Below are 25,388 nucleotides of genomic sequence, written 5' to 3' on the forward strand. Positions count from 1 at the left end.
AGGTTATTCTGCCAGGTTGGTTAATAATACCCATAAATAATAAAATCAAAGGGCCAAGTGAGGGAGCATAGCACCCTTTTTTTGTGAGAGTCCGGTGAATGGGACAAGAAAACAGTCACTTTTATACATTTTCAGTTACAACGAAATCATCATGAATAGAAAATCTAATGAGGAAAAATCATGAACTTGGGTGCTTTGATTTCTGAAAGTCGCAATCCAGACACGATGGATCTGGATACGCTCTCCACATTGGAGATGTTGACCCGTATTAATGATGAAGATAGGAAAGTACCCGAGGCGATTCGTTTGGTGATTCCCAACATTGCACAGGCGGTAGATTTAGCGGCTAAAGCCTTACGGGACGGAGGCCGACTGATTTATCTTGGTGCAGGTACCAGTGGGCGGCTTGGTGTTTTAGATGCCTCGGAATGCCCGCCGACCTTCGGTGTGCCTCATGGTAGGGTGATCGGATTAATTGCCGGTGGCCCCGGTGCATTACTCAAAGCGGTGGAAGGTGCTGAAGATGATGCATCACTCGGGGAGCGGGACTTGCGAGATTTACAGTTGACCGCAACAGATATGGTGGTAGGGCTAGCCGCTTCCGGCCGTACCCCCTATGTTATTGGTGCACTGCGTTTTGCCCGCCAACTCGGATGCCCCACTGCGGCTATTTCCTGTAATCCTGACTCTCCTATCGCGCGAGAAGCACTGGTCGCGATTTCGCCGGTAGTGGGGCCAGAAGCGCTTACTGGTTCTACTCGGATGAAGTCGGGTACGGCGCAAAAATTAGTCCTGAATATGCTATCAACCGGTGCGATGGTGAAGTTAGGTAAAGTCTATCAAAACCTGATGGTGGATGTGAAAGCCACTAATGTGAAATTAGTCGATCGTGCATGCCGCATTGTGATTGAAGCCACCGGAGCCAGCCGTGCTGAGGCTGAAAAAGCCTTGTCGCAAACTGAGTTTGAGGTCAAGCCAGCGATATTGATGATCTTAAAAGGGGTCAGCGCCGAGCAAGCTTGTTCGGACTTACGACAGCATCATGGTTATTTGCGGGCTGCATTGTAAGGTTAGTTATCACTGGCCTTCAGATGCCAATACAATGATATTGTATTGAAACGTAGTAGCAGATTTTAATTGATTAAATTTATGGGATTTCAATGATCAAGGTTTCAAATGCAGAGCCAGCAAGCGCAACTGCCGAGGCACCATCGGCAAGTGCCAAACGTGTTGTCTTCTTTGATTTAGATGGCACTTTACATCAGCAAGATATGTTTGGCAGTTTTTTGCGTTTTCTGCTGCGCCATTTGCCACTGAATCTATTATTGGTTATCCCACTATTGCCCGTTATTGGCTTGGGTTTGTTGGTGGGTGGGCGTTGTGCACGCTGGCCAATGAGTTTGCTGTTGTGGGCGATCACTTTTGGTCGAAGCGAAGCACATCTGAGGGATTTGGAATTGCGTTTTGTAAATGAGTTTCGCCAAAAAGTTACTGAATTCCCGGTGGTGATGATGCGCTTACGTCAATATCTGGAGAGTACTGATGCCCAGGTGTGGCTTATTACCGGCTCACCACAGCGTCTGGTCGAGCAGGTTTATCACGATTCAGACTTTATTCATCATTTACGTCTGGTGGGAAGCCGCATGGCGCGACGTAATGGCGGCTGGGTGTTGCCACTGCGCTGCTTAGGGCCAGAGAAAGTGGTGCAATTAGAGCAGCGCTTAGGGGTACCGCTGAAACTCCACAGCGGTTACAGCGACAGTAAGCAAGATAATCCGCTGCTATATTTTTGTGAACACCGCTGGCGAGTCAGTAAAACCGGCGAATTACAGCAGTTGGATTAAGCCATCGTGGGTGTCAAAGCCCACTGAGGTTATTCGCCGCATTTCACTAGTGAGTCACATCATTTTCGTGGTGACCAAGCCGCCAGATCCGCTCAGCGTGCTGCCCCAGTAGCCACAAACTGATACCAAGTAACAGGAAGAAAATTGTTTTCGGCATGGCATCCCAAAAGAATTCAAAGAAACGGGTATACAGGTTGATGGCCAAAAATGTCAGGCCAAAACCGCGTAGCATGGCATCATCGCGTTTTAGCCCTAGCCAGATGGCTGCCGCCGCAGCAAGTGCAAACAAAAGGCTCCAGTGCATTAGCTCAATTTGGCGCACTTGATACCAATGGTCGATATCGCCGTAATTCCCAAAAATAGACAGTAGCCACAGGGCAATAAACAGATAAAGCAGCCCCATCGCCTGCGAAACCCGATCCAGCCGACGTGCAGCCAGTTGCGGTTGTAGTATCAATGCACTGGCGCAAAGCAGTAAGCCAAAGGCGATAAAGCGAACGGGGTAGCTCATTCCCAACCAGTATGCACCCCAACCGGACAGATAACCGGTTTCTGCGCCAAATGCGTTCCCCAGTGACAGCAGAGCAAACAGCCACACCAGTGGTGAGCGGCCAAACCAGCCGACTACCCCGTAAATCACCGTGCCAAGCAACAATAATACCGAGATGCGGCCACTGCCGTTATCCAGCCATTCGCCAAGTTGGCCGATAGCGGCGGCGGTAAAAATGACACCGAGGAATAACACGGCCTCATTGCTATAGACTTTGCTGGCATCTTGTCGGCGTCGGTAAAAACCCCAGCCGTAAAAGGTCGCTGCTAATATACCCGTAACGACGACTCTAACAGGGGGATCAAAACGGAAAAATTGGCTAATCCAGGCGAGCAGGAAAGTATCAGCCATTAGGCTGCCAATGGCGATGACCAGTGATGCCAGTGCGGCAAGAAAGGCGTAACCTGCCAACCTGCGCCAGTCAAAAGGTTGAACATCAATATTTTCCAACAAGCGTTGATGCTCTTCTGCAGGAATAACACCTTCTTTGGCCCATCCATCAAGGGTTTTGCGCACAATTGTCGCACTCTTCTTGTTGAGCTTCATGTTTTTGGCTTCCATATCGAGTTACTAGTTATTTATATCAGGAGTGGCTATTACCTTGTCGGAACATTAACCGAACATGATGCATTGAGCTACTTTATAGTGAACTTAATGGGTATAGCAGCAGCCGATTGCTGTGTATAATGCACGCCGCAAAAGTGCCAGAGAGGTTAATGTGTCTACTGATAATAATTTGTCTTCTGAATGTGCATCGCCAGCGGAATACAGTGATGAATACTGGATGCAGCGAGCATTGGGATTAGCGCTACGTGCGCAAGCAGAGGGTGAAGTTCCGGTGGGCGCAATATTGGTGCTGGATAATAAGGTGATTGGTGAAGGCTGGAACCGCTCGATTCGTGATAACGACCCTACTGCTCATGCTGAAATCATGGCGCTGCGTCAGGGGGGGCAAATCGTGCAGAACTATCGCCTAATAGATGCCACTTTATATGTCACTCTGGAGCCGTGTGTGATGTGTGCTGGAGCGATGGTGCACAGCAGGGTCCGCCGGTTAGTGTATGGCGCGAATGATTTGAAAACCGGTGCTGCAGGATCACTGGTAGATATTTTACGCCACCCAGGGATGAACCATCAGATAGAAATAACAGCGGGTGTGCTGGCCGACGCCTGTGCTCACCAATTGAGCGCGTTTTTCCGCCTGCGGCGCGAACAGCAAAAAGCACTGAAACTCGCACAGCAGGAAAATCCTGAACCACGCGAGATGTAAGTAAAAATAAGTAAGATTAATTATAGCTCAGCGAGTGGAGGGGTGACCGCACCTAGGGGCGCTCCGGTCGCTTACGCGACTACGACCCCAACGGCACGTTTCCCCTCCATTATTGGCAATCTAAAAGAGTTGGCAATAATGGAGTCAGGAATCTGAAAGAAGTGCTAATTATTGATTGACCAGCCGGGACCAACAACCGGATAAGCTTTGCCGAGCTCAGCTTCAATCGCGGCGTGCTGCGCTGCTTTCTTCTCTTTTTCCTGCAAATATCCCACTAAACTAACCTGATAACGACGGATGTTTTCGACGTAGTTATAGGCTTCATGACCGCGAGCATAGCCATAAGTGGTGCTAGGGTAGTAGCGCTTTTGGCTCAACATTGGTAGCCGCATTTTTACGTCAACCCAACTGTCTGGATTGCCATTCTGGTTTTTAGTCAGCTTGCGAGCATCGAGCATATGACCGTAACCCAGATTATATGCCGCCAGTGCGAACCAGATTCGTTCATCTTCGGGAATGGTATCGGGTACCTTTTGCATCAACCGCTGTAAGTAAACCGAGCCGCCTCTAATGCTTTCCTCTGGATCAACCCGGTCTTTGACGCCCAAACCACTAGCGGTTGCTCGCGTGAGCATCATCAAGCCGCGCACACCAGTTGGGGAGGTCGCTTGTGGATTCCAATGGGACTCTTGATAAGCAATGGCTGCCAGTAATTTCCAATCAATTTCGCCAGCATGTTTTTCAAATAGTGGTCGGAAAAAGGGCAGAACATTGTCGATGGCGGACAGGAATGTTTTCGTGTCGACATAATCAAAACTGCCAACATGACCCAGATATTTTTCTTCCAGGCGCGCCAAGCTGCCGTCTTCTACCATCTCACTGTAGAAATCAAGCATCGCCGCATACAGGCTGTCATCATGGCTCTGTTGGAAATACCAAGTCACCGGCTCTTCATCCGTGACATCAAAAGCGACTGCCAATTGTGGATGGATACGTTGCAGCAGAGCAATGGTGACAGAATCGCCCAGGGTATAATCGAGCTTGCCCTCAGCGACCTGCTCCAGTAACTCTTTTCCTGAGCGATCGACAGATGACCCCCAGTTCAGGTCAGGATATTTGGTCTGTTTAAGCTGTTTTAATGTGGTCATATGGGCTGAGCCGGACGCCACAATCAGCTGCCCTTTCAGATCGCTGAATGACTTTGGCCGTGGAGAACCCAGTCGGTAGACCAATTGTTGCGACACGGAATAATAGGCAGGGCCAGTGCGCGCCCGATTAAGACGTTCACTGTTATAAATCAGCCCGGCAGCAATCATGTCGGCATCATCACTATCTAAAGTATCAAACAGATCGTTGATATTATGACGAGGGGTTATCATCAGCTTAACCCCCAGATAGTCAGCAAAACGTTTTGCCAGCTCATAGTCGAGACCGGAAGGGCCATCCTTTCCGGTTGAGTAGATAAGCGGTGAACTAATGGTGCTAACTCGCAGTTCACCACGGGCTTTTATACGGTCAAGTTGCCCTTCTTGGCCATTACGCCAAGGAATATTGGGCCACAGTGCGAGGGCCAGAAGTAAGGCAACTACACCGATGACAAAGTAATTTAATTTTATGCGCGTCAAATAGTTATCTCTCGGCAGCGCTCTTTATAGATGTGTCGTGAAGCTGAAATCGACATGGTTAAATCCCCAGTGGAGTGGCATTTTGCGCAACAATTCGTCAGTGTGCAACTTTATTGAGAGCTTATTTATTTGGTGTTCATCTTTTAAAGATAACGACACTTTCTGACGCAATTATTAATAATAGCTACGCAAACGGTTTCGTCGGCGACGTAGATTCACTATAATAGCGCGCGTTTTCCCCTGTTTTGCGCCAATGAGTGCTGCGCCCAATGAAGTGCTGTTCCAGTCGCTTCGAAGAGAGAGAAACTTAGATTATGGAAATACTGCGTGGTTCGCCCGCTTTGTCGGCTTTTCGAATTACCAAACTGCTGTCCCGTTGCCAGGATGCTCATCTGCCAGTAGATGATATCTATGCAGAATATGTTCATTTTGCCGATGTTAGCGCCCCATTGAGTGCTGACGAACACGCCAGACTCCAGCGGCTGCTTAAGTATGGGCCATCTCTCCCCGAACATGTGCCAGAAGGGCGTTTACTCCTGGTTACCCCAAGGCCGGGCACTATCTCTCCGTGGTCTTCCAAAGCAACAGATATCGCCCACAATTGTGCATTGCCACAGGTGCTGCGCCTTGAGCGCGGTCTGGCTTTCTATATACAAGGCCCGAACCTGACTGAAACCCAATGGCAACAATTGTCGGCACTGCTGCATGACCGCATGATGGAAACGGTCTTTACTGATTTGCAGCAAGCCGAGCAACTGTTCTCTCACCACCAGCCAGTCCCAGTGCAACGAGTGGATATTCTGGCACAGGGCCGCAGTGCACTAGAGCAGGCCAATATTAAATTAGGTCTGGCACTGGCTCCGGATGAAATTGATTATCTGCTCGCCGCCTTTACTGGCCTTGGGCGCAACCCGACAGATATTGAGCTGTATATGTTTGCTCAGGCCAACTCTGAGCATTGCCGGCATAAGATTTTTAATGCGGACTGGAAAATTGATGGTGTTGACCAGCCTAAGTCGCTGTTTAAGATGATCAAAAACACCTTTGAACAGACACCAGATTATGTACTGTCTGCTTATAAAGACAATGCTGCAGTGATGGAAGGTTCTCAGGTTGGGCGCTTCTTTGCTGCGCCAGAAAAGGGTGTTTATGGCTACCATCAGGAAGAGGCGCACATCCTGATGAAAGTTGAAACTCACAACCACCCGACGGCTATATCGCCGTGGCCAGGCGCGGCTACCGGTTCAGGCGGGGAAATCCGTGATGAAGGTGCCACCGGGCGTGGTGCCAAGCCGAAAGCCGGTTTGGTGGGGTTCTCTGTATCTAACTTGCGTATCCCTGGTTTTGAACAGCCGTGGGAAGAGAATTTCGGGAAGCCAGATCGTATAGTGACGGCGCTGGACATCATGACCGAAGGGCCATTGGGTGGCGCAGCGTTTAACAATGAATTTGGCCGTCCGGCGCTGCTGGGTTATTTCCGTACCTATGAAGAGCGTGTGAACAGCCATAACGGTACTGAATTACGCGGCTACCATAAGCCAATCATGTTAGCGGGCGGGATGGGTAATATCCGCGCGGATCATGTGCAAAAAGGCGAAATTACCGTTGGTGCCAAGCTGGTGGTGCTCGGTGGTCCATCGATGAACATCGGTTTAGGCGGTGGGGCGGCTTCTTCCATGACATCCGGCCAATCTGATGCAGATCTGGATTTTGCTTCGGTACAGCGCGATAACCCAGAAATGGAACGCCGCTGCCAGGAAGTGATTGATCGCTGCTGGCAGTTGGGGGACCACAACCCAATTCTGTTTATTCATGATGTCGGTGCTGGCGGTTTGTCCAACGCCATGCCGGAGTTGGTGAGCGATGGTGGTCGTGGTGGTCGCTTTGAACTGCGCGATATCCTCAATGACGAACCGGGCATGAGCCCACTGGAAGTGTGGTGTAACGAATCCCAGGAGCGCTATGTTCTGGCCGTTGCTCCTGCACAAATGGCACAGTTTGCAGAAATTTGCCGCCGTGAGCGCGCACCCTATGCTGTTATCGGTGAAGCTACGGAAGAAAAACATCTGACCCTGAATGACCGCCATTTCGACAATCAACCGATTGATATGCCGCTGGATGTGCTGTTGGGTAAAACACCAAAAATGCTACGTGATGTCACCCGCCTACAGGCGAAAGGTGAGGCATTGCAGCGGGCTGATATCAGCATTGCGGATGCAGTGAAACGTGTCATGCATTTGCCAACAGTTGCCGAGAAAACCTTCTTGATAACCATTGGTGACCGCACTGTAACCGGTATGGTAACGCGTGATCAGATGGTCGGCCCATGGCAGATTCCGGTAGCTGACTGCGCGGTAACTAGCGCCAGTCTGGACAGTTATTATGGCGAAGCCATGTCACTGGGTGAACGTGCGCCGGTGGCCTTGCTGGATTTCGCCGCTTCTGCCCGTTTGGCCGTCGGCGAAGCCTTGACCAATATTGCGGCGACTCAAATTGGCGAACTTAAGCGCATTAAGTTGTCGGCTAACTGGATGTCCGCAGCTGGCCATCCGGGTGAAGATGCCGGTTTGTATGACGCGGTACGTGCAGTCGGTGAAGAGTTATGCCCTGCACTGGAAATTACCATTCCAGTGGGTAAAGATTCCATGTCGATGAAAACCCGCTGGCAGGAAGGTGGCGAACAGCGAGAAATGACCTCGCCGCTGTCCTTGGTGATTACGGCTTTCGCGCGTATCGAAGATGTTCGCCACACCGTGACTCCACAGCTACGCACCGATAAAGGTGATAATGCGTTGCTGCTGATTGATTTGGGCGCGGGCCACAATGCGCTGGGTGCTACGGCGTTGACTCAGGTTTATCGCCAGTTAGGGGACAAACCAGCGGATGTGCGCGATGTGCAACAGCTGGCTGGTTTCTTCAACGCGATGCAGCGTTTAGTCGCTGATCAGGCTTTATTGGCTTATCACGATCGCTCTGACGGTGGCCTGTTAGTGACACTGGCTGAAATGGCTTTTGCTGGTCATTGTGGCGTGCAAGTGGATATTCAATCCTTGGGTGATGATGCGCTGGCGGCCTTGTTTAACGAGGAGTTAGGGGCCGTTATTCAGGTGCGGGCCGAGCAGCGCACCATGGTGGAAAAAGTGCTGGCAGATCACGGTCTGGCAAATTGTGTCCACTATCTGGGCCGCGCTGTTGAGGGCGATATCTTTGACATCCGCAGTGGCACTGATGGGGTATATAGCGAAAAACGCAGTACCTTGCGCTTATGGTGGGCGGAAACCACTTGGCAGATGCAGCGGTTACGCGATAACCCAGATTGCGCCGATCAAGAGCATCAGGCTAAACAGGATGAACGCGATCCTGGCTTAAATGTGAAATTAACCTTTGATCCAGCAGAAGATATCGCCGCACCTTACATCATCAAGCAAGCGCGACCAAAAGTGGCCGTGCTGCGTGAGCAAGGGGTTAACTCTCACGTCGAGATGGCTGCAGCTTTCCACCGCGCCGGTTTTGATGCAATTGATGTGCATATGAGCGACTTGCTGGCAGGGCGCACTGATTTGCAATCCTTCCAGACCTTAGTGGCTTGCGGTGGCTTCTCTTACGGTGATGTACTGGGCGCGGGCGAAGGTTGGGCGAAGTCTATTTTGTTCAATGACCGTGTACGTGATGAGTTTGAAGCTTTCTTCCATCGACCTGAAACACTGGCGTTGGGCGTGTGTAATGGCTGCCAGATGATGTCTAATCTGCGTGAACTGATTCCGGGCGCTGAGCACTGGCCACGGTTTGTCCGCAATCTGTCTGATCGCTTTGAAGCGCGTTTCAGTCTGGTTGAAGTGACAAATAGCCCATCACTGTTTATGCAGGATATGGCGGGTTCACGGATGCCAATTGCTGTTTCACATGGTGAAGGGCGAGTTGAAGTGCGTGATACCGCACATCTGGCGACACTGGAGCAAAGTAATTTGGTGGCATTGCGCTTTGTGAATAACGACGGTCTTGTTACCGAGCAATACCCGGCTAACCCTAATGGCTCGGCTAACGGTATCACTGCGGTGACCAGTGCTAGTGGGCGGGCCACGGTCATGATGCCACACCCTGAGCGCGTTTTCCGCACTGTCAGTAACTCATGGCATCCAGAAGAGTGGGGTGAAGATAGCCCGTGGATGCGCATGTTCCGTAATGCTCGTAAGCAATTGGGATAAATCAATTTGCTTTGAATATGACAGCAGGGGCATCGGACGATGCCCTTTTTTTTATTTAAATAAAAGTGGAAACGTCCTTTTAGTTGATACTTTCTCATTATTATAAACTTCCACTACCAGATCATAGTTACCGGCGATAATATTTTGCAGACTCAGATCTATTTTTTGGGAATTATGATTAATAAACCCAGATTTTTCATGGGAAATAGTATTTTCCGTATTTATTAGATAAATGTAGTAACTAACAAACTCAGGTGAACTAAGAATAAAAGAAACGTAGCTCTCCTTGTTGGCTAGATGATAGTTATATTCAAAGTCGTCCACCTCAAACTGAGGTGGAGCAGGGCTATCTTCATCATGGGTATGATTTGTTTTTTGTATGTTTTGTGGCATATGGTTTGGTGATATTAGTAATGTGTTTTTTACAGCATATATACATTGGATATTCATTAGGAGTGCCATCATTACGGCTATGAATACTTTATTAATTATTTTCATGTAAACCTCGATGTCATTTTTAATTATCGTGAGTTATTTTTTTTCGCATTAAAATGCAATTTTTTATTTTCTTTTTTTAAATTTTTACTGTCATCCAGAATGGGTCATTTGTCGTAGTGATGAAATCTCATAATTTATAACATGGTGATAATTTCAACAGTATCACTACGTGGTATGGTGGGGAGTGCTACAGACAATGAACAGAATAATAAAGTATCTATCTCAACCAATTGATTTAAAATGCCTTTATTCCCTTGTCGGTAAATTGCGACAATGGCACTTGAGTCTGTCTCAAAAAGGAGACATTTATCATTTTGATTTATAAGTGTTTTATTTAAATGGCGCTTCAGTGTCGGGTAACAGCGACAAAACGTGACTGAATGACTTTTTTTGATCAGAAGTTGGATGGGGTTAAGGCGGGGGGTAATTAATTTTTATTTAATATCAATCACTTGAATTTGTTTTTTAAAACTTGGCACGTAATCTGCATTATCACTTACAGTTGCTCATTCACCTCTTTATGATAGTCCCGCTGTCAAGCGGAATATGCGCTTCATAAGCTACCGAATGATGCCTAAGACTGGTACCTATCGTCCACCCTAACCGATATCGTGTGAATGCACATATCAAACATCGGACGACACGTTGAGTGAGGTGCCGCCTATGTCCTGCTGTGATGAGTAGTTCATCAATATTGGACATGTCTGGATGCTATTCGTCTCATCCTCCCGATGATTGCCTAGGCTTCATCAAACTGGAGACGATTTTTAAGGGCATCCACATATTCTGCGACGGGGCATTTATTGCCCCGTTGTCACATTTAAAGCTCTCCATTTTCACTGCAACTGATTATAAAAGCAGGTCTGATGATGATTCTGACGATAATGGACCAGCAGCCTTAATGAAAAGCACTTAGCTTAAAGCCAAGTGCTTTTTTTTTATCTCTACTCTGGTTAGACCATGTTAATTGAGAACAGGGATTGTAATCCTGACAAAGTCAGTTAGCATCACAACAGAATGATAGGTAATGAGATGATTTCGTTGAAAAGATGGCGTTTGTTCCCCCGTTCTTTACGTCAATTGGTGCTCATGGCATTTCTGTTGGTGCTGCTTCCTTTATTGGTACTGGCATATCAAGCTTATCAAAGCCTTGACCATCTAAGCACCCAAGCGGCCGATATTAACCGCACGACGTTGGCTGATGCCCGACGTAGCGAGGCAATGACCAGCGTGGCGCTCGAAATGGAGCGCAGTTATCGCCAGTATTGCGTGTTAGATGATGCAACATTGGCAAAACTCTATCAGCATCAGCGTAAACAGTATGCTCAAATGCTCGATACCCATGCGGCGATCCTACCGGATGCCCGCTATTATCAGACTCTACGTGAATTGTTGACGCAACTTTCTGATATTAAATGTAAAAATAGTGGGCCAGAGCAAAGTGCATCAGCATTATTAGAGCAATTTTCGCGTTCAAATGCCGAAATGGTACAGGCCACCCGTGATGTGATTTTCTCCCGCGGGCAGCAACTGCAAAAAGATATTGCCGAACGTGGGCAATTTTTTGGCTGGCAGTCTCTGTTACTGTTTTTAGTCAGTGTATTGCTGGTGGTGTTATTCACACGCATGATTATCGGGCCGGTTAAAGGCATTGAGCGAATGATTAATAGGTTAGGAGAGGGGCGTCCACTGGGTAACACGGCGTTGTTTAAAGGGCCGCGAGAGTTACGTTCGCTGGCACAGCGTATTATTTGGCTCAGTGAACGTTTAGCCTGGCTTGAATCACAGCGCCATGAGTTTTTACGCCATATTTCCCATGAGTTAAAAACACCGCTGGCCAGTATGCGCGAAGGTACTGAATTATTAGCGGATGAGGTTGCCGGCCCGCTGACTCAAGATCAAAAAGAAGTCGTGGCTATCCTGGATAACAGTAGCCGCCATTTACAATTATTAATTGAACAATTATTAGACTATAACCGTAAACTGGCCGATGGCCCCGGTGAGCTGGAAAATGTCGAATTGGTAGAAATGGTTGAAGATGTGATTTCAGCCCATAGCTTACCAGCGCGAGCAAAGATGATTCGTACCGAGACGGATCTGAAAGCGGATATTTGTTGGGCAGATCCGACACTATTGATGCGGGTATTAGATAATCTATACTCCAATGCGGTGCACTATGGTGAGGAATCCGGTACCATTTGGGTGAGAAGCCGTCAGGTGAATAACCGCGTGCAAATTGATATCGCCAATACCGGTGCTTCGATCCCGGAATCTGAAGAAACAATGATATTTGAGCCTTTTTTCCAGGGAAGTCATCAGCGAAAAGGGGCCGTGAAAGGCAGCGGGCTGGGGCTGAGTATTGCTCAGGACTGCATCAAACGTATGCAGGGCGACTTGCAATTGGTGTCCGTAGATTACGCCGCAGTCTGTTTCCGTGTTGAATTGCCATTAACCGCTGAGAATGAATAAATAATGTACAAATGGTCTATGAGCAGCGTTATTAAAAAGACCGTCTTTTTGTCATGTCAGACATCAACTACTACCCATAAGCAGGTGGGAAGGTCAGGCTCGGGTATTTTTTGGCCAGCTTTGTTGCTGGCTCCGCTATTACTCACGGGATGTACGGATAATCCGACGGCTGGTCGCTTCTCTCAAGCTGTTCAGATGGTGATACCTGAAACGAAAATCGTTGATTATCGAACCTTATCCTGTGATGTGCTGTGGGATCTTGATGATAAAGAGACGCTGGAAAATTCCCTTTATTGGTTACGGGCGATGGATTGTGCAGAGCGTTTGGGTTCAACTCAAGCACGGGTATTAGCCAAAACATTACCGGTAGTGACGTGGTCAGCCGCCTTTAAACTGGGTATTTTGGTGAGCAGCGCTGAACCGTCGATTGCCGAACGTCGTCAAGTGGTTGAACGCTTGAACAGTTATAGCCAAAGTTTCCCCGGTGCTGTGCGCCCACTGATTCAACTATGGCGTGAGCAGCAAGTTCTGCGCATCTCCCTGGCAGAAGAGCGCACACGTTATCAGCGCTTGCAAGAAGAGTCCGACGCGCAAATTGACCGTCTGAGAGAGAGCCAGGTTCGGTTGCAATATAATTTACTGGATACTACTCGTAAGCTGGAAAATCTGACAGATATCGAACGGCAGCTTTCATCACGTAAGCAAATGCAAAACGAGATCCCAGAAACCGATGCTGACAGCAAAGCCGCTGCGGCCCTTAAGTCAGCAGAAACCAAGCCAGCTGAGGCTAAACCTCAGACTAAAGTTGAGTCTGTTAAACCGGTTGAAACCAAGCCTGCGGATGTTAAACCCATAGAAACCAAACCGGCGGAAACTAAATCTGCCGCACCCACCAGCCCGGTTGAAAGTAAACCAATCGAGCTGCCAGTAGACAGCAAACTCACGCCACAACCGGTAGAAAAACCGGCTGATACTTATGCTGCACCAGTCGTACCGCCAACTGACGTTCCACCCGCGACAAATAAGGAATCACATGACGCCACGCAAACCGGCCAATCTACTGCTGGTTGACGACGACCCCAGCTTATTGAAATTGCTGGGGATGCGTTTAACCAGTGAAGGTTTTAATGTCACCACCGCGGAAAGCGGGCAGGAAGCATTGCGTCTGTTGATGCGTGAGAAGATTGATTTGGTTATCAGTGACTTGCGTATGGATGAAATGGATGGCATGGCATTGTTTGCTGAAATTCAAAAGCATCAACCGGGCATGCCAGTCATTATCCTGACGGCACATGGCTCTATCCCTGATGCCGTGGCCGCGACCCAACAAGGGGTGTTTAGTTTCCTGACTAAACCGGTTGATCGCGATGCCTTATATAAAGCAATTGATGCAGCTTTAGAGCTTTCTATTCCTGCCGGTGATGATACCTGGCGTGAAGAGATAGTGACCCGCAGTCCGGTGATGTTACGCTTGTTAGAGCAGGCCAAAATGGTGGCACAATCGGATGTCAGCGTGTTGATTAACGGGCAAAGTGGTACGGGTAAAGAAGTATTAGCGCAAGCCATCCATGCCGCCAGCCCGCGGGCGAAAAAAGCTTTCATCGCGATCAACTGCGGTGCCTTGCCGGAACAATTACTGGAATCAGAGCTTTTTGGCCATGCCAAAGGGGCATTTACCGGCGCCGTCAGTAGCCGCGAAGGGCTATTTCAGGCGGCCGAAGGTGGGACTCTGTTCTTAGATGAAATTGGTGATATGCCGCTGTCTTTGCAGGTGAAACTACTGCGAGTATTGCAGGAGCGCAAAGTACGCCCTTTGGGCAGTAATCGTGATTTAAGTATCGATGTGCGGATCATTTCAGCGACTCACCGTGATTTGCCCAAGGCGATGGCAAAAAATGAATTTCGCGAAGATCTCTACTATCGTTTGAATGTGGTGAATCTCAAGATCCCCGCATTGCATGAGCGCTCAGAAGATATTCCACTGTTGGCTAACCATCTGTTACGTGAATCAGCCAAACGCCATAAGCCATTTGTCCGCAGTTTCTCAACCGATGCCATGAAACGGCTGATGACGGCCAGTTGGCCAGGTAACGTGCGCCAATTGGTGAACGTGATTGAGCAATGTGTGGCATTAACCTCTGCACCTGTTATCAGTGAAGCACTGGTTGAACAGGCGTTGGAAGGAGAAAATACCGCGTTACCGACCTTTGTAGAGGCACGTAATCGATTCGAATTGAATTATTTGCGTAAGCTGCTACAAATCACCAAAGGCAATGTGACTCAGGCAGCAAGAATGGCGGGGCGTAACCGTACCGAATTTTACAAGTTACTCTCACGTCATGAGCTAGATGCCAATGATTTTAAAGAATAATTATTGTGAATTAATGGCAAAAATTATTCCCTGACAAAGCTGAAACAGAGTTTAAATACCCATGAGCAGATCACTTTCCATTGCATTAGCCCAGTTAAATTGGCTGGTCGGCGATATCGAAGGCAACACTGAACGTATGTTGCAGACCTTACATGAGCAGCAGAAGGCCGGAGCCGATCTAGTGATGTTCTCCGAGCTGGCTTTGTCCGGTTATCCGCCAGAAGATCTGCTGTACCGTGATGATTTCTACCAACGCTGTGAAGCGCAATTAGCTCGTTTGCAGGCGGCAACGCAGCAGACGGCGGTATTGGTGGGGCATCCATGGCGTGAATCGGACAATCTGTATAATGCACTCTCTTTGTTTGCTGACGGTAAATTGCTGGGGCGTTATTTTAAACAGCAATTACCCAACTACGGGGTATTTGATGAGAAACGCTATTTCTCTGCCGGTCATGATACCTGTGTGGTGGAGCTAAAAGGTTACCGTCTGGGCCTGCTTATCTGTGAAGATTTATGGTTCGATGGCCCGGTTGATGCAGTTAAAGCTGCGGGGGCTGAAATTGTATTGTCGATCAATGCCTCGCCGTATAACCGGGAGAAACCCTATATTCGCAAAACGCTGATGGCGGCACATTGCCAGCGTACCGGCTTGCCATTGGTATATCTCAACCAAATTGGTGGGCAGGATGAGCTGATTTTTGATGGCTGTTCTAAAGTATTCGATGCTGCCGGTAATATGACCCATCGTTTGGCGGGATTTGCTGAGCAAACCACCTTATTGCAGCTCAATGAGTTTGAAGTGGTACCGATGATGGCGCCTGCCGCTGAGTTGCCACCATTGGCGCAGGTCTATGAGGCCTTGGTTTTAGCGGTACGTGATTACGTCACTAAAAATGGTTTCAATGGTGCAGTTCTCGGCCTGTCAGGCGGAATTGACTCAGCGCTGACACTGGCAATCGCCGTGGATGCATTGGGCAAAGATAAAGTTCAGGCATTGATGATGCCGTTCCGTTATACCGCGGATATCAGTATCGCTGATGCCAAAGAAGAAGCTGAAATTTTAGGTATCGAATTTGATGTCCTCTCCATCGAGCCGATGTTTGATGCTTTTATGGGCCAATTGTCACCGATGTTTGCTGGTACCGCGCGCGATACCACTGAAGAAAATCTTCAGGCGCGCTGCCGTGGTGTGGTGCTGATGGCGTTGTCGAACAAGCGCCGCAGTATCGTATTAACTACCGGTAACAAAAGCGAAATGGCTGTAGGCTACGCCACACTGTACGGTGATATGGCGGGCGGTTTTGATGTTTTAAAAGATGTGCCAAAAACGCTGGTGTTTGAACTGTCTAAATATCGTAATACCGTTTCATATGTTATCCCACAGCGGGTGATTACTCGGCCGCCGTCTGCGGAATTGGCTCCTGATCAGAAAGATGAGGATAGCCTGCCACCTTATGATATTTTGGACGCCATTCTCGAAGGGTATGTTGAGCGTGATAAGTCAGTCGCCGATTTGGCTGCTGAAGGTTTTGATGAAACTATCGTGCGTAAGGTCATCCGCCTGGTAGATATCAATGAATATAAACGGCGTCAGTCTGCTATCGGGCCGCGAATCACCGCCCGCAATTTTGGTAAAGATAGACGCTATCCGATTACATCAGGCTTTGGCCGCAAGAATTGGTAAAACAGGGATTCACCATGAAAAAAATTGACGCGATTATTAAGCCATTTAAACTCGATGATGTCCGTGAGGCATTGGCTGAAGTGGGTATCACCGGGATGACGGTAACAGAAGTAAAAGGTTTTGGCCGCCAGAAAGGGCATACTGAACTGTACCGTGGTGCTGAGTATATGGTGGATTTCCTGCCAAAAGTAAAAATTGAAATTGTTGTTGCCGACGATATTGTGGATACCTGCGTAGAAGCGATTATGCAAACGGCTCAGACCGGTAAAATCGGCGATGGTAAAATCTTTGTTTTTGATGTCTCCCGCGTAGTCCGTATCCGCACCGGTGAGCAAGACGAAGAAGCGATTTAAATTCTGCATATTTGAGTCATCAATAAAAAGCCCGTTTCGTTTCCACGAACGGGCTTTTTACTTTCTATGCAGCAACCCTGCAACTTCAAGGACAACGGGTTTATGCCGGGATAAATAACCCCAGCCAATAGAACAGATTCAGCACAATGCCGGCGATAATCACTGCAACCACAGGTGCGGCAATCTTCATTACCGGGCGGCCAATAGCCTCGTTGAGGAAATAAAGTGCGGTAGTGATAGTGAAACCGGTGTAACCGGCCATTTTGATTGATGCGAAAATAGCCCCGATTAACAGCGCATATTCCATCAGTAAATTCATAGCATTACGAATATTGTCGGAAGCATTCCGCACCGATGGGAAGCGGCCCAGCCACTTGCCGATTGAGCGCAGCATCAATACTTCCAGCGATATCACTACCGCACCAATTATCCCTGCCAGCAATGGATTCGGTACCAGATAACCCACCACAAACACGAATGTGAAACCGGCTACAGCATAAACACCGGTTGCCAGCGCGGTAGTCGCAATTAACGGCACAAAACCGAGGCCACGCATAAACTCGGCCAATGATGCCTGATGGATTAATGCCAGTGATTCTTCCGGTGTGATGCCCGGTGCGTAAGCTTTTGCCAGGGTATAAATCGACACTTCACTGCCGCCGAAGATCTTCATACTGGCTACCGCAGAAATTAATCCGCCAACAATCGCCAGCATCGGGAGATTTTTAATAATTCGTTGGGTTCGCTCTTCGAAAACAGAGTGTCCACCACCACCTCCCAGGTGGGTTTTTGCCCGTAAATCTTGTGCGATGGCAATACCGATAAGCAGAATCATACCGACGAAAATCTCAATAGATTCAGGGAATAAGCCGGTGAAACGAGTGATGATCAGGCGAGTTAGTAGCACGATAAAAGCAGAGACGACGGCAGTTTTCCAGCCAAATTGGTAGAAAATAGCGACCAATGGGAACAAGGCGAATGCGGAAATCACCGGGCTGCTCAGCTCTCCGAGTGAACCAATAAAGTTCACTGGCAATGAGGTCAATGCGGTATTAACGGCCGGTAAGCTGGTCAGCGCTAAAATACCCCAAGCCGCTCCTAGCGCGAAGGCCAGATAGCTATTAATTGCCAGTACACCAATGATGTCTGTCGGCAGGAACAGCAGCCAGGAGTTAAGTAAACCGGTAGAGAGTGTGAAAGAAATACCGACGGAGGCAATAAAGCCGACACTCAGGCCAAAAGCGATACTGCCTGCCTCACGGCGACTCATATTTCCTTCAACCAATTGTGGCAGAATAGGGCGAATACCGTCATGGAACACGGCGACACTACGGTGAGAAAGCAGCGCGGTCATCCCGGTCAGCAGGGCAACCACAATAATATGAATATAATCCACGGTGGCCCCCTTAGCGCAGCTGTGTAATCAGCAGTGGGATAGCATGCTCAATATGTTCAACCGATAGGCCAAACGCCACTTTACCCTCAGTGACAAATTTTTCTATTTGTTCAGGTTTGGCTTTGATTCCCGGCTTGGCGATTGTGGCGCTTTTGTTGTAACCGATAATCGCGATAGCCATTGATAATGCGGCTCCGGCTCCAGTGTTACAGGCACCAATATAATAATCCAACTGGCCCTCTTTCACTTTTACTGCGGCATCCATATCCGAAAGAATAAATGTTTCAAAAGTATGAGGTGCCGTCTGCTCAATCATTTCGCGAATTAACTCTCGTTGCAGCCCGGCAATGCCAATCTTCTTCATAATCACTTTCCTTGCATGGCGAAAAATTTATTAGGATTGTGGCGCAACATCATTTCCACCTGAGCGGAGGAAATCCCTGCGGCCAGTAACATGGGAACAAATGAATCAACTAAATAGCTAAATCCACTACCGCCATTGGCTTTTAAATGTGAGCGGCGGGTTATATCCATAGAGAGCATGACTTTATCCAATAACCCACGCTCAGCGAGTGTGATCAACATCGCGATTCGGCGTTCATCAGGAAAATAGCTATTTTTACCAATGGTATAGAATTGGACATATACACCCATATCGATCATTTTCATAATAAGATCGGGCTGTTCTTTCAGGTCACAATGGCCGATGACTACACGCTCCAGTACTACACCATGTTGCTTGAGCAGGGCGATTTGCTCCAACCCCATAGTGCTAAAACTGGTATGGGTCGAAATGGGTAGACCGGTGGCATGGTGAGCTAATGCTGCGGCATGAAAGACTTTGGCTTCGTCAGGAGTAATTATGCCCTCACTGGTGCCAATTTCGGCAATAACACCGGCTTTCAGTTCTGTGCCATCAATTCCTATCTCGATTTCATCAATCATGGTTTGCGCCAATTGCTGAGCGCTACTCTCGCGCACCATAGGCGGGTAAAAGCTGTCGGTATAATAGCCGGTTGAAGCGATAACATTGATGCCACTGTCACGCATCAAATTCAATAAAAACTGCGGATTTCGACCCATATATCGGTTGGTCACTTCGACAATATTGGCCACCCCTTTACCCACTAACTCACGCATTTCGTCGCAGATGAGTTGATATTGATCCAACCGGCAGTCCAAATTATTTTTAAATCCGGATAAATCAATATGGAGATGTTCGTGCGCGTAGGTATATCCATCGGGATTAATCATCGGGCAGGCTCCGAAGAAAGTAAGTGTGTAAGACTATCATGGGTATACATTAAATAAACTAACGTATTGGGTTGGTGGCTTTTTTTATTGATTAACCCAGCCTATTACCCTGGCTGTCATAGCAGCCAAGTATGCGGGGAGTACCACTTTGTATGCCATCTATCAAGACGACATCACTACGAGTCACAAATATTTGGGTGCGGAAACTCATAATAACCGGGCTACCCACTGGGAAGTGGCCCGCCAGACGCAGATAATAATCGATACTGTCATTATCAATCGGTAATACTGAGGATTGGCTAAATTGGTTATTGTGCCAAATTAACGCATTTTGCAAATGACCACGGCGATAATAACCGCCGCCAAAAACATAGCTATTGTCAGCAAAATGATGGGAAATCTCGGACAGATATAGCATGGATATCTGTTCTGGTTGGTTGCTATGCTGATTGGCAGGGATAGTTCCGGTGAGAGCATGGCCAGGTTCGCTGTGTGTTATCCCCAATTGGGCCAACTGAGGGAGGGTGATACAACTGGTTGCTGAGGGGGCATTTATCTGTTCAATGGTGACATCCTCGGCTTGCAGAATATCCCGCGCGGTCAATAAAGTCTGCATGTTGGCTGTTGGCAAAGTTTGCTGCAACTGGGGATCATACACCATACAAGGGAAATGTGTTATTCCAACCAATCGTACGCCCGGCATCTCTCGCAGAGCCGCAATGACAGCCGGTAAATGATGTAACTCGAATCCCGCCTCTTGCCCTGAATAGAGCAAATCTCCTGATTGGAAAACCTTCAACATTAAGGGTTGGATAATATGTTGGCGACGTGCCGCCTGTGATATTTCCAGCGCTTTTTCCAATGAGAAAACGGTTATGACTTCTGGTCGCTGACGAATTATTTCCGCCAGCATGCCAGAGGGTGGTTGCACCAGATGACCAATATGAGCAACAGGAATGGCGTGGCGATAGAGCTGTCGAGCTTCTTTAAAATCCACCGCCACCATGCCGTGATAATGGGTGCTCTGGTAACTGCAAGCCAGTAGTCGGCGACATAACTCCGGATTACGGCCAAATTGTTTACTCATCAAATACAGTTTTACTTGGTGATGATGAGCAGTTTGCAGTAGCAAACGGGCATTAGCTTCAGTTTGTTCTACATCGATGACACAGCTATCAGGATAAATCTTTCCCTGAAGCCAGAAAGAGATAGCCGCATCAATAAGTTTAGTATTTTGTTTTAATAGGGTTTTTAAAAACATTTTATGTCCTGGCCGCCCTAGGCATAATTACGTTTGTTAAATCATTATTATTTTGAATATTTTTTATAAAAGAAAACCTGGTGTTGTATTTTGGGTGCACTACCCCGACAAATCTGTTTTAGCGCAACAAAGGCGTGTCACTAGAAAGGTATAGACCGTAAAGGTTCGCGAGTAAATATCCGATTTCATTTTCTGCCGGTTTTAATGAAAAATAAGCCAATAAATCCTGATTTATTTCCCGGATATAGTGAATTTCTTTGCTTTGAACAATTTCCGCTAATATTGCTGGGTCCAACGCACCGATCTCTTCGCCACGTCGGGTTCGCATTAAGGCATTTGCCATATGGGTGATAGCCATTACCCCTTGGTCACTATGTACCGGTAATTGCCAAAAATGTTCTAACCGGTTGATAACCTGGTCTAATCCCTGAGCAATATCCTGATCAATAACCCCAGATTGACATAGAATATTAAGACGCGCATCAATACAAATCTTCAAAGAGTGGCCTCCCGAAAATAGCCTGGTTTGCTGCCAAATTAATATGACTAATAACGAGGTTCGATCTCGCCATTTTGTACTGCTCGCTGGTGGTTAAGCAGTAATGTCTCATTAATGCCTTTTTCCAGCAGTAATTTGATCGGATGATTATCTGGCCGGATAAGGATAACGGCTTGCGAAGCTTGAATATAACGTTCGTCACCTTGCAGTTTTATTGCCTGCAAATCTTCATGAGGGACATTATCCGCCAGATTCCAAATAGCAGCATCAATATCACCACGATTAATATGTGCGATACAATCGCTATAAGGTAATTCAACTAATTCGATAGGTTGCCCGGCAAATTTAATCTCAGTGAGCAGACATTGATCGGGGGAACGCGGATCTAGCCCCACTCGACGAATATTATTTTGCTCACCACGGCGGCAAATAAGTTGGTGACCATCTACGTAGGAGCCATTTCCAAGATTCAGCGCCAGAGCGACTTTTCCTTGATCCAGATAACTTTTAGCTGCCAGATGCGAAACTACGGCCATGTCGTAAATACCGTCTATCAGACATTCTATCCGCACTTCAGCACCGCGCATATGGGCAAAATAAAGGGGAAGTAAGGTAAATTGCTCTCTTAAACCGCTGGCCAAACCTTCATAAAGCTTGGTGTAAGGCAGTGGCATGGCACACACCATATTACCTAGATCAGCCTGTTGCAGTAAAAGCGGCATATTCAGATCAATCAACAAGGTGCCATTACGACCTCGGCGTTCAACGATGATAGCGCCATCCGCTTCCAACACTTTTAATGCATGCTGTACAACGCCGACAGAGATACCGAAATCATCAGATAACTCATCGATGGTTTTAAGCCGATTACCGGAGCGCTCGCCAATTAAATAGCGCGCCATAGATACCAATGCCAGCCCTTCTTTTTTTATGAATTTCTTACTCATGGTAGGTCAATTCAGCCTTAATTTACCCTGTGTTATCGGGCAATAAATAGTAAGGGATAATGTCAGCCACATTATTAATTTTCAGTTATATGAATATTTAGACATTCATCTGAATGCCTCATCGTGGCAATATTAAATTAGGATATATGAGATCTAAATCACGTTCTACCACATTTAAAAACAATAAGTAGGCGGTTTTTTTATAACGGATATGCAGGGGAGCGAGAATGGCATCCCCTGAGAAATGAAATAAAATTCAATAATTAAATGACTTTATGTGGGCCAAAACACTCATAATGAATTCGCTCGGCTGCAACTCCTTGCGCTAATAATTGGCGGCCGACAAATTGCATAAAAGCTAACGGGCCGCAGAAGTAATAATGTCTGTTGGGATCGGCTGCTAGCCACTGATGTGAGCTGAGATCCATTAATCCTTTACAGTGGTTATCCCTCTCATGATTATCTTGGTCGGTCGGCTCGCGATACCATACATGGCGGCTGAGATTGGGCATATTCTCTGAAATAGCGGCAACTTCGTCAGCAAAAGCATGAACTCTCCCATTTTCAGCGGCATGTAACCAATGCACGGGTGCGGAATGTTTCTGATTGTGCAAAGTATTGAGCATACTCAACATCGGGGTTTGACCCACGCCAGCAGAAATCAGTGCTACGGGAGTATCTGGCGTAATGTCTAAGAAGAAATCACCACGCGGAGGGGCAATGCGCACACTGTCGCCTTCATTCAATTCACGGTGCATATAATTGGAAACTGTTCCTTGCTCTTCCCGTTTCACCGCAATACGGTAGGTTTTTCCATTTGGTGCAGCTGTCAGGGAGTATTGGCGTATTTCCTGATATTCAAGCCGTTCATCTTCAATATAAATACCCAGATATTGTCCTGGTTTGAAATCCAATACCCGACCACCGTCTTCAGGTGCTAACACAAAACTGCAAATAACCTCACTCTGCATCTCTTTTTTGATGATGCGGAAACGGCGCAAGGTTCGCCAGCCGCCGGTACTATTTTCACCTTGTTGATAAATTTGGTTTTCCCGGGTAATAAATACATCAGCCAGCACACCGTAGGCTTTCGCCCAGGCATCTAACACTTCCTGACCAGGAGAAAACATTTCATCCAGTGTGCTTATCAAGTGATAACCAACTATCGAGTAATGCTCAGGCTGAATGTTCAAGCTGGTGTGTTTTTGAGCAATACGTTCAACCGCGGGCAGTAGAGCCGCCAGATTTTCAATATTCGCCGCATAAGCACAAATGGCGTTGAACAGGGCTTCACGTTGATCCCCATTAAACTGATTGCTCATATTGAAAATGTGTTTCAGCTCGGGATTGTGCTCAAACATGCGGTCATAAAAATGCGCCGTTAGCTTGGGGCCTGTGGCGGCCAGTAACGGAATAGTGGATTTAACGGTGGCGATGGTTTGACTATCCAGCATGCGGTGCTCCTTAAATATTTATCCCTTTCGCCCTGACTGCGATGCCAATGACTTCAGGTGTTATTGTGTGTGATTCAGTACATGTATTTTAAATACATCTTATAGATTGCAGCCTAATTTGTAAATGCACATCATTCTTATATGGGATTAGCGTGCCGTGTCAGTTCACAGAATATGAAAAAATCACATAATGAATATGAGGATAATTCCGTTGTCTTGGATGAAGTCTGAACAGGTCAAAGCCTTACGCTGTCTGAAGCCAATCGTTTGCGTAAAAACCTCTGTCAAGACCTATCTTAACGGGGGGGAAACAGTTTACACTGTGTGACAGAACCCAAACGGGTGGTCCACTAGGTCTATTTAGCAAGCTAAGTCAGGAGAGCCGGATGTTAAAGCGTGAAATGAACATTGCCGATTATGATGCAGATTTATGGCGTGCAATGGAGCAAGAAGTGGTGCGCCAAGAAGAGCACATCGAGCTGATTGCCTCTGAGAACTACACTAGCCCGCGCGTTATGCAGGCTCAGGGCTCTCAGTTGACCAACAAATATGCTGAAGGCTATCCGGGCAAGCGTTACTACGGTGGCTGTGAGTATGTTGATATCGTTGAGCAGTTGGCTATTGACCGCGCAAAAGAGTTGTTCGGCGCTGATTATGCTAACGTTCAGCCGCATTCCGGTTCTCAGGCGAACGTGGCCGTTTACTCTGCATTGCTGCAACCGGGTGACACTGTTTTGGGGATGAATTTGGCGCACGGCGGCCATCTGACCCACGGTTCACCGGTTAACTTCTCCGGCAAACTGTACAATATCGTTCCTTACGGCATTGATGAGTCAGGCAAAATTGATTATGAAGATATGGCGCGTCAGGCCGAAATTCATAAACCAAAAATGATCATCGGTGGCTTCTCTGCTTATTCCGGTATTGTTGACTGGGCAAAAATGCGCGAAATCGCCGATAGCATCGGCGCATGGTTCTTTGTCGATATGGCTCACGTAGCGGGCCTGGTTGCTGCGGGCGTTTATCCTAACCCGGTTCCACATGCACATATCGTAACCACTACCACCCACAAAACACTGGCTGGCCCACGCGGTGGCTTGATTTTGGCGAAAGGCGGTGATGAAGAGCTGTATAAAAAACTGAACTCCTCTGTGTTCCCAGCGAATCAGGGTGGCCCATTGATGCATGTTATCGCCGGTAAAGCGGTAGCACTGAAAGAAGCGATGGAGCCTGAGTTCAAGGTTTACCAGCAGCAAGTGGCTAAAAACGCGAAAGCTATGGTGGCTGTTTTCCTGGAACGCGGCTACAAAGTAGTTTCTGGCGGTACAGATAACCACCTGTTCTTGCTTGATTTGGTCGATAAAAACATCACCGGTAAAGATGCCGATGCTGCTTTGGGTCGTGCCAATATCACAGTAAACAAGAATAGTGTGCCTAACGATCCGAAAAGCCCGTTTGTTACTTCCGGTGTGCGTATTGGTAGCCCCGCAATCACTCGCCGTGGTTTCAAAGAAGAAGAGTCTCGCGAGCTGGCTGGCTGGATGTGTGATGTGTTGGATAACATCACCGACGAAGCCACTATCGAACGCATCAAACAGAAAGTTCTGGCCATTTGCGCCCGTTTCCCGGTTTACGCATAATCTTATCAGATTCGCTCTAACCTAATGAAAACCCGCTAAATGCGGGTTTCAGACTGCTGACAAAGTCA

At 47.6% G+C, this 25,388-nt stretch carries 20 protein-coding genes; 10 read left to right on the top strand and 10 right to left on the bottom strand.

Features of this window, described 5'->3' with window-relative positions:
- Positions 1-180: 180 nt before the first annotated feature.
- On the top strand, positions 181-1,068 hold the full coding sequence (gene murQ, locus ACF3VQ_RS05365; RefSeq protein ID WP_392433707.1) for an N-acetylmuramic acid 6-phosphate etherase: 888 nt from the start codon (positions 181-183) through the stop codon (positions 1,066-1,068).
- Positions 1,069-1,160: 92 nt separating this feature from the next.
- On the top strand, positions 1,161-1,844 hold the full coding sequence (gene yfhb, locus ACF3VQ_RS05370) for a phosphatidylglycerophosphatase C (protein ID WP_392433708.1): 684 nt from the start codon (positions 1,161-1,163) through the stop codon (positions 1,842-1,844).
- 46 nt (positions 1,845-1,890) lie between these two features.
- Here the strand turns inward: yfhb and ACF3VQ_RS05375 are convergent, their stop codons facing one another.
- The gene (locus ACF3VQ_RS05375; protein ID WP_392433709.1) at positions 1,891-2,940 is read right to left on the bottom strand and encodes a DUF2157 domain-containing protein; all 1,050 of its coding nucleotides are present in this window, start codon (positions 2,938-2,940) and stop codon (positions 1,891-1,893) included.
- A gap of 133 nt (positions 2,941-3,073) precedes the next feature.
- Here ACF3VQ_RS05375 and tadA point away from each other — a divergent pair, with 133 nt between their 5' ends.
- Positions 3,074-3,664: a tRNA adenosine(34) deaminase TadA gene (gene tadA, locus ACF3VQ_RS05380; protein WP_392433710.1), complete on the top strand. Its 591-nt coding sequence runs from the start codon at positions 3,074-3,076 to the stop codon at positions 3,662-3,664.
- A 164-nt stretch (positions 3,665-3,828) separates the two neighbouring features.
- Here tadA and mltF read toward each other — a convergent pair whose 3' ends face one another.
- Positions 3,829-5,289, bottom strand: a complete 1,461-nt coding sequence (mltF, locus tag ACF3VQ_RS05385) for a membrane-bound lytic murein transglycosylase MltF (protein ID WP_392433711.1) — start codon at positions 5,287-5,289, stop codon at positions 3,829-3,831.
- Between the two features lie 314 nt (positions 5,290-5,603).
- Here mltF and purL point away from each other — a divergent pair, with 314 nt between their 5' ends.
- Entirely contained in the window at positions 5,604-9,494 is a 3,891-nt protein-coding gene (gene purL / locus ACF3VQ_RS05390; RefSeq protein WP_392433712.1) for a phosphoribosylformylglycinamidine synthase, read from the top strand.
- A gap of 51 nt (positions 9,495-9,545) precedes the next feature.
- On the opposite strand, the gene ACF3VQ_RS05395 is transcribed toward purL, so the two are convergent.
- Positions 9,546-9,992: a hypothetical protein gene (locus ACF3VQ_RS05395; protein ID WP_392433713.1), complete on the bottom strand. Its 447-nt coding sequence runs from the start codon at positions 9,990-9,992 to the stop codon at positions 9,546-9,548.
- 1,032 nt (positions 9,993-11,024) lie between these two features.
- On the opposite strand from ACF3VQ_RS05395, the gene ACF3VQ_RS05400 reads away from it, so the two are divergent.
- The 5 genes from ACF3VQ_RS05400 (at position 11,025) to glnB (ending at position 16,869) form a co-directional block, all read left to right on the top strand.
- Positions 11,025-12,461, top strand: coding sequence for a sensor histidine kinase (locus ACF3VQ_RS05400; protein WP_392433714.1), 1,437 nt, complete (start codon positions 11,025-11,027; stop codon positions 12,459-12,461).
- An 18-nt stretch (positions 12,462-12,479) separates the two neighbouring features.
- Complete coding sequence (qseG, locus tag ACF3VQ_RS05405) at positions 12,480-13,532, top strand: two-component system QseEF-associated lipoprotein QseG (RefSeq protein ID WP_392435451.1); 1,053 nt, start codon at positions 12,480-12,482, stop codon at positions 13,530-13,532.
- Positions 13,495-14,832 carry a two-component system response regulator GlrR gene (glrR, locus tag ACF3VQ_RS05410; protein WP_392433715.1) on the top strand — a complete coding sequence of 446 codons (1,338 nt, stop codon included), beginning with the start codon at positions 13,495-13,497 and terminating at the stop codon, positions 14,830-14,832. The genes qseG and glrR overlap by 38 nt, the downstream gene beginning before the upstream one ends.
- Positions 14,833-14,893: 61 nt before the next feature.
- The gene (locus tag ACF3VQ_RS05415) at positions 14,894-16,516 is read left to right on the top strand and encodes an NAD+ synthase (RefSeq protein ID WP_392433716.1); all 1,623 of its coding nucleotides are present in this window, start codon (positions 14,894-14,896) and stop codon (positions 16,514-16,516) included.
- 14 nt (positions 16,517-16,530) lie between these two features.
- Positions 16,531-16,869, top strand: coding sequence for a nitrogen regulatory protein P-II (gene glnB / locus ACF3VQ_RS05420; protein WP_002231018.1), 339 nt, complete (start codon positions 16,531-16,533; stop codon positions 16,867-16,869).
- Positions 16,870-16,969: 100 nt separating this feature from the next.
- On the opposite strand, the gene ACF3VQ_RS05425 is transcribed toward glnB, so the two are convergent.
- The 7 genes from ACF3VQ_RS05425 to hmpA form a co-directional block, all read right to left on the bottom strand.
- Positions 16,970-18,265, bottom strand: coding sequence for a YhfT family protein (locus tag ACF3VQ_RS05425; protein WP_392433717.1), 1,296 nt, complete (start codon positions 18,263-18,265; stop codon positions 16,970-16,972).
- A 10-nt stretch (positions 18,266-18,275) separates the two neighbouring features.
- Positions 18,276-18,629 carry a DUF2620 domain-containing protein gene (locus ACF3VQ_RS05430; RefSeq protein ID WP_019081841.1) on the bottom strand — a complete coding sequence of 118 codons (354 nt, stop codon included), beginning with the start codon at positions 18,627-18,629 and terminating at the stop codon, positions 18,276-18,278.
- Positions 18,630-18,631: 2 nt separating this feature from the next.
- On the bottom strand, positions 18,632-19,519 hold the full coding sequence (locus ACF3VQ_RS05435; protein WP_392433718.1) for a phosphotriesterase-related protein: 888 nt from the start codon (positions 19,517-19,519) through the stop codon (positions 18,632-18,634).
- A 91-nt stretch (positions 19,520-19,610) separates the two neighbouring features.
- Complete coding sequence (locus ACF3VQ_RS05440) at positions 19,611-20,780, bottom strand: YhfX family PLP-dependent enzyme (RefSeq protein WP_392433719.1); 1,170 nt, start codon at positions 20,778-20,780, stop codon at positions 19,611-19,613.
- A gap of 118 nt (positions 20,781-20,898) precedes the next feature.
- A complete protein-coding gene (locus tag ACF3VQ_RS05445) occupies positions 20,899-21,279 on the bottom strand; it encodes a PRD domain-containing protein (RefSeq protein WP_392433720.1) in 381 nt (126 codons plus the stop codon).
- Between the two features lie 47 nt (positions 21,280-21,326).
- Positions 21,327-22,226, bottom strand: coding sequence for a GntR family transcriptional regulator YhfZ (gene yhfZ, locus ACF3VQ_RS05450; RefSeq protein ID WP_392433721.1), 900 nt, complete (start codon positions 22,224-22,226; stop codon positions 21,327-21,329).
- A gap of 263 nt (positions 22,227-22,489) precedes the next feature.
- Positions 22,490-23,680, bottom strand: coding sequence for an NO-inducible flavohemoprotein (gene hmpA, locus ACF3VQ_RS05455; protein ID WP_392433722.1), 1,191 nt, complete (start codon positions 23,678-23,680; stop codon positions 22,490-22,492).
- A gap of 386 nt (positions 23,681-24,066) precedes the next feature.
- Here hmpA and glyA point away from each other — a divergent pair, with 386 nt between their 5' ends.
- On the top strand, positions 24,067-25,320 hold the full coding sequence (glyA, locus tag ACF3VQ_RS05460; protein WP_077294383.1) for a serine hydroxymethyltransferase: 1,254 nt from the start codon (positions 24,067-24,069) through the stop codon (positions 25,318-25,320).
- The last annotated feature ends 68 nt before the right edge of the window (positions 25,321-25,388 follow it).

It is taken from the genome of Yersinia fenwicki (assembly GCF_043099325.1).
Lineage (GTDB): Bacteria > Pseudomonadota > Gammaproteobacteria > Enterobacterales > Enterobacteriaceae > Yersinia.

Excerpts from the sequence above, each read along its gene's own strand:
- murQ (WP_392433707.1), top strand. The coding sequence starts at position 181 with ATGAACTTGGGTGCTTTGATTTCTGAAAGTCGCAATCCAGACACGATG.
- yfhb (WP_392433708.1), top strand. The coding sequence starts at position 1,161 with ATGATCAAGGTTTCAAATGCAGAGCCAGCAAGCGCAACTGCCGAGGCA.
- ACF3VQ_RS05375 (WP_392433709.1), bottom strand. The coding sequence starts at position 2,940 with ATGAAGCTCAACAAGAAGAGTGCGACAATTGTGCGCAAAACCCTTGAT.
- purL (WP_392433712.1), top strand. The coding sequence starts at position 5,604 with ATGGAAATACTGCGTGGTTCGCCCGCTTTGTCGGCTTTTCGAATTACC.
- ACF3VQ_RS05395 (WP_392433713.1), bottom strand. The coding sequence starts at position 9,992 with ATGAAAATAATTAATAAAGTATTCATAGCCGTAATGATGGCACTCCTA.
- ACF3VQ_RS05400 (WP_392433714.1), top strand. The coding sequence starts at position 11,025 with ATGATTTCGTTGAAAAGATGGCGTTTGTTCCCCCGTTCTTTACGTCAA.
- qseG (WP_392435451.1), top strand. The coding sequence starts at position 12,480 with ATGAGCAGCGTTATTAAAAAGACCGTCTTTTTGTCATGTCAGACATCA.
- glrR (WP_392433715.1), top strand. The coding sequence starts at position 13,495 with ATGACGCCACGCAAACCGGCCAATCTACTGCTGGTTGACGACGACCCC.
- ACF3VQ_RS05415 (WP_392433716.1), top strand. The coding sequence starts at position 14,894 with ATGAGCAGATCACTTTCCATTGCATTAGCCCAGTTAAATTGGCTGGTC.
- glnB (WP_002231018.1), top strand. The coding sequence starts at position 16,531 with ATGAAAAAAATTGACGCGATTATTAAGCCATTTAAACTCGATGATGTC.
- ACF3VQ_RS05430 (WP_019081841.1), bottom strand. The coding sequence starts at position 18,629 with ATGAAGAAGATTGGCATTGCCGGGCTGCAACGAGAGTTAATTCGCGAA.
- ACF3VQ_RS05435 (WP_392433718.1), bottom strand. The coding sequence starts at position 19,519 with ATGATTAATCCCGATGGATATACCTACGCGCACGAACATCTCCATATT.
- ACF3VQ_RS05440 (WP_392433719.1), bottom strand. The coding sequence starts at position 20,780 with ATGTTTTTAAAAACCCTATTAAAACAAAATACTAAACTTATTGATGCG.
- yhfZ (WP_392433721.1), bottom strand. The coding sequence starts at position 22,226 with ATGAGTAAGAAATTCATAAAAAAAGAAGGGCTGGCATTGGTATCTATG.
- hmpA (WP_392433722.1), bottom strand. The coding sequence starts at position 23,680 with ATGCTGGATAGTCAAACCATCGCCACCGTTAAATCCACTATTCCGTTA.
- glyA (WP_077294383.1), top strand. The coding sequence starts at position 24,067 with ATGTTAAAGCGTGAAATGAACATTGCCGATTATGATGCAGATTTATGG.